General features: G+C 62.6%; 8 protein-coding genes. 3 read left to right on the forward strand and 5 right to left on the reverse strand.

Translation table 11 applies throughout. The features are described from left to right. Window positions 1-158 precede the first annotated feature (158 nt). From HX875_RS30080 to HX875_RS30100, 5 genes are read right to left on the reverse strand one after another with little or no spacing between them, the layout of a single operon-like run. Window positions 159-932 (reverse strand): enoyl-CoA hydratase/isomerase family protein, encoded by a 774-nt coding sequence (locus tag HX875_RS30080; RefSeq protein ID WP_177048352.1) that lies wholly within the window; start codon window positions 930-932, stop codon window positions 159-161. Next, window positions 929-2,086 (reverse strand): citronellyl-CoA dehydrogenase, encoded by a 1,158-nt coding sequence (gene atuD, locus HX875_RS30085; RefSeq protein ID WP_169385866.1) that lies wholly within the window; start codon window positions 2,084-2,086, stop codon window positions 929-931. The genes HX875_RS30080 and atuD overlap by 4 nt, the downstream gene beginning before the upstream one ends. Window positions 2,087-2,107: 21 nt before the next feature. After that, window positions 2,108-3,724 carry a geranyl-CoA carboxylase subunit beta gene (atuC, locus tag HX875_RS30090; protein WP_177048354.1) on the reverse strand — a complete coding sequence of 539 codons (1,617 nt, stop codon included), beginning with the start codon at window positions 3,722-3,724 and terminating at the stop codon, window positions 2,108-2,110. Window positions 3,725-3,727: 3 nt separating this feature from the next. Continuing rightward, window positions 3,728-4,600 carry an SDR family oxidoreductase gene (locus HX875_RS30095; protein WP_177048356.1) on the reverse strand — a complete coding sequence of 291 codons (873 nt, stop codon included), beginning with the start codon at window positions 4,598-4,600 and terminating at the stop codon, window positions 3,728-3,730. Between the two features lie 12 nt (window positions 4,601-4,612). After that, window positions 4,613-6,391, reverse strand: a complete 1,779-nt coding sequence (locus tag HX875_RS30100) for an acyclic terpene utilization AtuA family protein (RefSeq protein ID WP_177048358.1) — start codon at window positions 6,389-6,391, stop codon at window positions 4,613-4,615. Between the two features lie 152 nt (window positions 6,392-6,543). Between HX875_RS30100 and HX875_RS30105 the strand changes: the two genes are divergently transcribed. The 3 genes from HX875_RS30105 (at window position 6,544) to HX875_RS30115 (ending at window position 9,135) form a co-directional block, all read left to right on the forward strand. Further along, window positions 6,544-7,167, forward strand: a complete 624-nt coding sequence (locus HX875_RS30105; protein ID WP_010166492.1) for a TetR/AcrR family transcriptional regulator — start codon at window positions 6,544-6,546, stop codon at window positions 7,165-7,167. A 99-nt stretch (window positions 7,168-7,266) separates the two neighbouring features. After that, the gene (locus tag HX875_RS30110) at window positions 7,267-8,055 is read left to right on the forward strand and encodes a substrate-binding periplasmic protein (RefSeq protein WP_177048360.1); all 789 of its coding nucleotides are present in this window, start codon (window positions 7,267-7,269) and stop codon (window positions 8,053-8,055) included. 66 nt (window positions 8,056-8,121) lie between these two features. Beyond that, a complete protein-coding gene (locus tag HX875_RS30115) occupies window positions 8,122-9,135 on the forward strand; it encodes a GNAT family N-acetyltransferase (RefSeq protein WP_177048362.1) in 1,014 nt (337 codons plus the stop codon). Window positions 9,136-9,299: the final 164 nt, after the last annotated feature.

The following is a 9,299-nucleotide window of genomic DNA, read 5'->3' on the forward strand; positions in this document are numbered from 1 at the left end:
CCGCTTCGTGCTACCGGAGTGCGGGCACACCGAGCCTAGGCGAGGTGCCGAGTGGTGGGGCAAGAGCGTTTTGCTTACTTTTGCGCTTTTCAAAAGTGAGCCGCTGTAAGAGCGGAACCAATAGCCGCCCTGACCGCAGAAACGGATATGCCCCCAATTCATGACGCCCACCCCGGCTTACGCTTCTGCACAAAAGCCTGAGTCCCCTCAATCCCTTCCTCACCACAAACCGCCTCGGCAAACCACTCGGCAGCCTGGTCCAGCAACGGCCCAAAACCCTGCCCCGCGCTAGCCAACACCAAAGCCTTGGTCCGCGCATTAGCCCCCGGCGCACACCGCAAAACCTGCCCCAACACCTCATCCACCCGCTCAGCCAACGCCTGCGGATCGTGCTCCACAAAATGCACCAACCCCAACCGCAACGCCTCAACCCCATCAAACCGCGCCGCCGTCAAAGCCAGCCGCCGCGCCTGAGTCAACCCGATACGCTTCACCACAAACGGCGCAATCTGCGCCGGCAGCAGCCCAAGGCTGGTCTCCGGCAACCCAAACTGCGCCTGATGATCCGCAATCGCCACATCACTGACACACACCAACCCAAACCCGCCACCCAGCACGGCACCCTGAAGCACCACAATCACCACCTGCGGCAGCGCCTCAACCTCCTGCAACAGCGTGCCAAACGCCCGGTTCAACGCCTGCAACCCGCCCGTGCCCCCGGCGCGAGCCATGTCCTTCACATCGCCACCCGCCGAAAAGTGCCCGCCCGCGCCACTGATAACCAACGCCCGCACCGACTTGTCCCCAGCCACATCGGCCAGTACCGAACGCAACTCGGTCACCATCTCAAGGCTCATGGCATTGCGGCTTTCCGGCCGATTGAGGGTCACATGCAGCACCCCGTTATGCGGCTCCAGCAACAACGTATTCACGACTTTTTCCCCGGCAGGGTGCCCATCAATTTGCAGATGATCCCCAGCATGATCTCGTCCGCCCCTCCGCCAATCGACACCAGCCGCACATCCCGATAAGCCCGGGCCACCGGGTTGTCCCACATGAACCCCATGCCGCCCCAATATTGCAGGCAACTGTCGCTGACTTCCCGCCCCAGGCGCCCGGCCTTGAGCTTGGCCATGGAGGCCAGGCGCGTCACGTCCTGGCCCTTGATGTATTGCTCGGTGGCCTGGTACACCAGCGCCCGCAGGCATTCGATTTCGGTGGACAGTTCGGCCAGGCGAAAGTGGATTACCTGGTTGTCGATCAACGCCTTGCCGAACGTCTTGCGCTCCTTGCAGTACTCGATGGTGCTGTCGATACAGTACTCCAGGCCCTTGACCATGTTGGCCGCGCCAAACAGCCGCTCTTCCTGGAACTGCAGCATCTGCATCATGAACCCCGCGCCTTCATGGCCGATGCGGTTGCGCTGGGGGATGCGCACGTCGTCGAAAAACACCTGGGCGGTTTCCGAGCTGTGCATGCCGAGCTTTTCCAGGGGCGGGCTGACGCTGATGCCGGGGGTGTTCATCGGCACCATGATCAGCGACTTGTTGATGTGCGGCTTGTCGTCCGAAGTGTTGGCCAAAAGGCAGATAAAGTCGGCGCTCGGCGAGTTGGTGATCCACATCTTGCTGCCGTTGATCACGTAGTCGCTGCCGTCCTTGCGGGCGTGGGTTTTCAGCCCGGCCACGTCAGAGCCGGCGCCGGTTTCCGAGACGCCGATGCAGCCCACCTGTTCGCCGCTGATGGCCGGACGCAGGAATTCGTCGCGCAATTCGTCGGAACCGAAGCGGGCCAGGGCCGGTGTGCACATGTCGGTTTGTACGCCGATGGACATCGGGATGCCGCCGCAACGGATGCTGCCGAACTCTTCGGCGGCGACGATGGAATAGCTGTAGTCGAGGCCCATGCCGCCGAATTTTTCCGGCTTGGAAATGCCCAGCAAACCGAGGTCGCCGGCCTTGCGGAAAATCTCGTGGATCGGGAAGCGCCCGGCTTTTTCCCACTCATCGACGTGAGGATTGATCTCGCGCTCGACAAAGCCACGGACGGTACGGCGCAGTTCTTCGTGTTCCTGGGTGAAGATCATTCTTATTGTTCTCCTGAAGAGTTAAAACCGCGCCACACCAAAGCTGTTGGGCTGTAGTTGCCGCACTTCGGCTTCATGGCAGATGTCCAGCAGAAACCCGAGCAAGGTCCGTGTATCCCGTGGATCAATCAGCCCGTCGTCCCACAGGTTGGCACTGCCGTAGAGGGCGGTGGACTGGCTGTCGAGCTTTTGTGCGGTGACCTGTTCGAGCATGTCGAGCACCTTGGGATCAGGCACCAAACCGTCCTTCAATTGCTTGGCCTCGGTGACGATCCGCAGCACCTTGCCCGCCTGGGCGCCGCCCATCACGGCGGTGCGGCTGTTGGGCCAGGCGAAGATGAAACGCGGGTCGAGGCCACGGCCGCACATCGCGTAGTTGCCGGCGCCGTAGGAGCCGCCGACGACGATGGTCAGCTTCGGCACCCGGGCGTTGGCCACTGCCTGGATCATCTTCGCGCCGTGCTTGATCACGCCTTGCTGTTCCGACTCGGTGCCCACCATGAACCCGGTGGTGTTGTGGAAGAACAGCAGCGGCGTCTGGCTCTGGTCGCACAGCTGGATAAATTGCGCGGCCTTGCTCGCGCCCTTCGGTGTGATCGGCCCGTTGTTGCCGATAAAGCCGCAGGCCCGGCCCTGGATATGCAGGTGCCCGCAAACGGTGTGCGGGTCGAACTCGGCCTTGAATTCGAGGAAGTTGGAAGCGTCCGCCAGTCGCGCCAGGATTTCCCGCACGTCATAGGGCTTTTTCGGGTCGTCGGGGATCAGTCCCAACAGCTCTTCAATCGGGTACAGCGGCTCGCTGTAAGCGCGCGGGTGTGAAGGCGGCAAGCGGTCGTCCCACGGCAGCAGGCTGACGATCTCGCGCACGATACGCACACCGTCAGCGTCGTTTTCCGCCAGGTACTCAGCGGTGCCGGCGGTCTGCGCGTGCATCTCGGCGCCGCCCAGTTCTTCATCGGTGGCGACTTCGCCAGTGGCGGCCTTGAGCAGCGGTGGGCCGGCGAGGAACAGCTTGGCCTTGCCGCGCACCACCACCACGTAATCCGAAAGCCCCGGCTGATACGCGCCGCCCGCCGTGGCCGAGCCATGCACCACGGTGATCTGCGGCAAGCCCATGGCCGACATGCGTGCCTGGTTGGCGAAGCTGCGTGCGCCTTCGACGAAAATCTCCGCCGCGTAATTAAGGTTGGCGCCGCCGCTTTCTGCCAGCGTCACCACCGGCAGTTTGTTTTCCATGGCGATCTGTTGCAGGCGCAGGGATTTTTTCAGGCCGGAGGGAGAAATGGTCCCGCCCTTGATCGCACTGTTGTTGGCCACCACCAGCATGCGCACGCCGCTGACGTAGCCGATGCCTGCGATCAAGCCGCCGCCGGCGGCGCTGCCGTCCTTGTCGTCGTGCAGCTTGTAGCCGGCCAGGCTTGCCAGCTCAAGGAACGGCGCGCCAGGGTCGAGCAGCAAATTGAGGCGTTCGCGCGGCAGCAGTTGCCCGCGCTTGTCGAACTTGGCCTTGGCCTCAGCCGCCTTGGCCAGCAGGTTTTGCTCCAATTGGCGCAGTTGATTGACGCCCGTGAGCATCGCTTCGCGGTTCTGCGCGAATTGCGGGCTGTGGGCGTCGAGTTGCGAGTCGATCACCGGCATGGCTTATTTCTCCTCCTTGAGCACGTCCGGCACGTACGCCCGGTGGAAACCATTAAAGGACACGCTCGGCGGTTGCGCCTTGTGCAGCGGCCAGGCGCGGCTGCCGAGGCTGGCGGCGCCGTCGATGCGCAAGGTGCTGCCGCTGACGAACGCGGCGGCGGGGCTTAGCAGAAACACAATCGCCGCGCTGACCTCCGATTCGGTGCCGATGCGCTTGAGCGGCACGTGCTCGCGCAAGGTCGGGATCACCGCCTTGAACGCGCCTTCGTAGGTGTCCATGCCGCTGGAGGCAATCCAGCCCGGCGCCACGGCGTTGACCCGCACCCCGGCGTAACCCCATTCGAAGGCGGCGGTCTTGGTGAAGTTGTCCATGCCCGAACGCGCCGCGCCGGAGTGCCCCATGCCCGGCATGCCGCCCCACATGTCGGCGAGCATGTTGACGATGGCGCCGCCGTGTTTGCTCATGCTCTGGTTGAACACTTCCCGGGCCATCAGGAAACCGCCCACCAGGTTGGTGCGCAACACCGTTTCAAAGCCCTTCTGGTTGATCGACGCGAGAGGCGAGGGATACTGGCCGCCGGCGTTGTTCACCAGGCCATGAACCGGGCCGTGTTCCCGGATCACCTGGCTGACCAGTGCCTTGACCGCTTCTTCATCACGGATATCGCAGGCCTGCCAGCTGGCGCGGCCGCCGTCTTCGATAATCTCTGCCGTCACCCTTTGCAGTTTTTCCGGCTTGCGGCCCACCAAAATCACCTGGGCGCCGAGGGCCGCCAGTTCGTGGGCGGTGCAGCGGCCAATGCCACTGCCGCCGCCGGTAACGATGAGGGTCTGCCCCTGGAACAGGTCGGCTTTGAAGATCGAGTCGAAGGCCACGGCGTGGGTCCTTTAAGTGAGTTGATCGGCAATGTGCTGCGGCACGGCAATCGGGATTTCCAGCAGTTGCTGGGCGAACGCCTTGCCTTGGGGGTCGATGCGCAGGCTGGCAATCCCGCCGCCGCCCAGGGCGTTCTCCAGCAGGAAGTTCAAGCTGTGGCTGCCGGGCAGATACCAGCGCTCGACGCGGCCGTGGATCGGGTCGAGCACGTGGCTCATCCAGTCGACGATCACTTCGGGGGTCAGCGCTTCGGCGATCCACGCCAGGTACTCGGGCTCGCGGGCGATCACCCCGATGTTGCTGTGGTTGCCTTTGTCGCCGGAGCGGGCCACAGCCAGCTTGACCAGCGGCACGTTGGCGTCGGCGCGGCCTTGGGGTTTGGGCGGGTCGATCAATTCGATTGACGTGTTCAGCGGTTCGGCCACAGGCAGTTCGCAGGCATGCCGTTCGCCAAGAAAGTCGACCTGCAGTTGGCAGGCGCTTTTATCGATCAGGAATGAAAACAGCCGAATCAGCGGGTACACCGTGGGCCGCCCGCCGACGATCCCGGTGAGCCCCGGCGCCATGCCGGTGGCCGCCTGGGCAATCTCCCGGGCGAACAGCACCAGCGCCTGTTTGCTGGGGTGACGCACCGCCAGTTTCACCACCACTTCGCGGCAGTCCTGGCGTTGGGCATGGGGGCCGTAGGTGGCTTCGCTGCCCAGCAGTTCGATGTTGACGTCGGTGTAGGGCGCCCAGCCGCGCTGGCTGAACAGCTCTGAGGTCTTGTTGATGATCGCCTGGCTGACCCGCTCGGCCTTGGCCACCGCGTCGATCCCGGCGATCAGGCAACTGGCGGTGCAGCGAAAACCATCGGGGTAGGTGGCGCTGACTTTGTATTGATCGGTGGGCGGCCGGCCTTTGGCGCCGTGCAGGTGTACGCGGTTCTTGCCTTGTTGCTGGAGCTTGACCTGGCTGAAATCGCAGATCACGTCGGGCAACAGATAGGCGCGCGGGTCGCCGATTTCATACAGCAGTTGTTCGGCGACGCTCAGTTCGCTGATCAGCCCGCCGCTGCCGTCGACCTTGCTGACGGTGAACTGGCCGTCGGCGCTGACTTCCACAATCGGGAAGCCGATGTGTTCATAGTCCGGCACCTCGCGCCAATCAGTGAAATTGCCGCCGGTGCACTGGGCGCCGCATTCGATGATATGCCCGGCCAATGCAGCCTGGGCCAGGCGGTCGTAATCCTGCCACGACCAGTTGAACTCCTGCACCAGCGCCGCGCTGACCACGGCGCTGTCCACCACGCGGCCGGTGATGACGATATCGGCACCCAGCTTCAGCGCCTGCACGATGCCGGGTGCGCCAAGGTAGGCGTTGGTGGACACGCACATTGCCGGGAGGGGCGCGCCGCTGAACATGTCGGTGATGCCATGCAGTTGCTTGAACTGCGGTTGCAGGTCATCCCCCAGCAGCACGGCGATCTTCAACGGAATGTGCGCCTGGTCGCAGGCCGCCTGCAACGCGGCGGCGCAGGCCTGGGGGTTGATCCCGCCGGCATTGCTGATCACACGGATGCCCTGGCGCTGGATATCCGCCAGCAGCGGCGTCAGCACCTCGACGAAATCCGTGGCGTAGCCGGCCTGGGGATCTTTCATCCGTGCCCCGGCCAGGATCGACATCGTGACTTCCGCCAGGTAGTCGAACACCAGGTAATCCAGCGCGCCGCCGCGCACCAACTGCGCAGCGGCGGTGCAGGTGTCGCCCCAGAAGGCGCTGGCGCAGCCGATGCGTACCGTCTTGTTCATGAGAAGTCCTTCTCTGAATGGCTGGGCCGAGACTACCAAGCAAGCGCTTGGTTTGTAAACTCCGGTCACAACTTTGCCCCAAGCGCTTGCTTGGTTGGCTGCCACGGCCTAAATTGCCGCCCAAGACGTAACCAGAAGTTAAGGAGAGCAGCATGGATGAGCAAAAAGCCCTGCGGGTGATGCGCACCATGGTCGACGCCGGCCAATTGACCGACCCCGACAGCGCCCGTGGCAAGCTGCTGCAAACCGCGGCGCACCTGTTTCGCAACAAGGGTTTTGAGCGCACTACGGTGCGCGACCTGGCCGGCGCGGTCGGAATCCAGTCCGGTAGTATCTTTCATCACTTCAAGAGCAAGGACGAAATCCTGCGGGCGGTGATGGAGGAAACCATCCACTACAACACCGCGTTGATGCGCGCTTCCCTGGCCGAGGCAAACAACGTGCGTGAGCGCGTGCTGGCGCTGATTCGCTGCGAATTGCAGTCGATCATGGGCGGCAGCGGCGAGGCCATGGCGGTGCTGGTGTATGAATGGCGCTCACTGTCGGCCGAGGGCCAGGCCCAGGTGCTGGCCTTGCGCGATATCTACGAAGACATCTGGTTGCAGGTGCTGGGGGAGGCGAAGGAGGCCGGTTATATCAGGGGCGATGTGTTTATCACCCGACGCTTCCTCACCGGCGCCTTGTCCTGGACCACCACCTGGTTTCGTGCCCAGGGCAGCATGACCCTGGAGCAACTGGCCGACGAAGCCTTGCTGATGGTGTTGAAAGCTGACTAGCCGGTTCGCGCAAGCTATTAATTGTGGGGCAGAAAGTTGTCTCGATAGACAAAAACGCCTAGCTTAGCGGGATCAAAGTTTTCGACGGTGTGTGCCTTGATGTGTTCGCCTTGGCGATTGGCTGCAGGACTCTCAATATTGGCGCTTGGCGCACTGTGGCTGATGCCGGCTTCGGCCGCCCAATTGGTGAGGGTCGGTGCTGCGCATTTTCCGCCGTACACCGTGCGCCCGGAGCAGGGCGCCGACACCGGGTTGCTGCCGCAACTGGTGGAAGCCTTGAACGCCCTGCAAACCGATTACCAGTTTGTGCTGGTGCCCACCTCGATTCCCCGGCGTTTTCGCGACTTCCAGCAGGGCCGGGTCGACATGGCGATCTTCGAAAACCCGAACTGGGGCTGGCAGGACATTCCCCATACGGATGTCGACATGGGTCTGGAGGATGCGGAAATATTCGTGGCCCAGCAGGAGCCGGGTCGCGACCAATCCTATTTCACTGACCTGGCCGGCAAGCGCCTGGCGGTGTTCAGCGGTTATCACTATGCGTTCGCCAACTTCAACCCCGATCCCAAGTACATGGCGGAGCACTTCAACGCCACGTTGACCTATTCCCACGACAGCAACCTGCTGATGGTCGCCCGGGGCCGGGCCGACATTGCTCTGGTGACACGCTCCTACCTCAGCGACTTCCTGGTGCGCAACGCCGATACGGCGGGGCAGTTCCTGGTGTCGGAGCGGATCGATCAGATCTACCATCACTACGCGTTGCTGCGGCCCAAGGCACCGATCACCGGGCCGGCGTTTGCCGGGCTGCTCAAGCAACTGCGTGACAACGGCCAGTTGCTGAAGATCTTCGAGCCTTACCGCATCGATGTGTTGCCGGTGCCCTGATCGTCTAAATTTTTGCCCTTGGCTCACGTCACTTGTTGAACTGTCGACGATTCGTGAGCCCATCCCATGTCCAATCTGAATGACCTGTCTGTCCTGCCCTTGCCGGCGGGGCCTGCCCTGAATGCTGATGAAACTGACAGCCGCTTGAGCCTTACCCTTGAGGGGCAGCCGTTGATTCGCCTGCGCCTTGAGCGGGGTGATGAGCTGCAGGTGCACTTGCAGGAGCCCGGCAGCGTGCCGGCTGCCCGTGCTCTGTGGGCGGCTTGTTACTGGCTGTTTGCCAAGGAACCGGGGCGCCAGCGATTGGTTTGGCGCCTTGAGCATGCGCCGGATGATGCCCTGCGCAGTGGGCTGCTGGTGGCGACCGAGGTGGCCGGGCAGTTTCATTGCGAGCGCACCCTGTTCTGGCAATTGCCGCAGCCGTGGTTGGGGCAGTCACTTACGGGGACTTATCCGCAGCAGATGATCATCAGTGGTGGCAAGCGGCATCCGGCCCGTGCGCCGAAGCCGCGGGGTGAGGTTTATCGGCGGTTTGATGCGCGGTTGGGGGCGTGGATTTCGCTGCGAACGGTGGAGATTGACGTCGATCTTGCGCGTTTCAATCGGTGGCAGAACAGTACGCGGGTGGCGAATTTCTGGCAGGAGAGTGGCAGTCTGGAGCAGCATCGGGAGTATCTGGACAAGCTGGAGGCGGATCCTCATGCGTTGACGTTGATCGGCTGTTTTGATGATGAGCCGTTTGCGTATTTCGAGGCGTATTGGGCGAAGGAGGATCGGATTGCGCCGTTCTATGACGCGGCGGATTACGATCGCGGGGTTCATATGCTGGTGGGTGAAGAGCATCACCGGGGGCCGCACAAGGTTGCGAGTTGGCTGTCGGCGTTGGTGCATTACCTGTTTCTGGATGATCCGCGTACTCAGCGGGTGGTGGCGGAGCCTCGGGCGGATAACGGGAAGATGATTGGGTATATGCAGAACCAGTGTTTTCACTGTGAGAAGGAGTTTGATTTTCCACACAAGCGGGCGGCGTTGATGATCCTGGGGCGGGAGCGGTTTTTTGAGCGGTGTGGGTTGGTTTGACCGGGTGCATATCCGTTATTTGGGTAACGGCGGCTTATGGTTTCGCTCTTACAGCGACTCACTTTGGAAAAGCCGGAATGCCGGCCCAGCCCAAAGTAAGCAAAGGGCTCTGCCCCGCCTGTCGGCGCCTCGCCTAGGCTCGGCGTTCCCTCACTCCGGGATTG

It is taken from the genome of Pseudomonas yamanorum (assembly GCF_013386765.1).
Taxonomy (GTDB): Bacteria; Pseudomonadota; Gammaproteobacteria; order Pseudomonadales; family Pseudomonadaceae; genus Aquipseudomonas; species Aquipseudomonas yamanorum_A.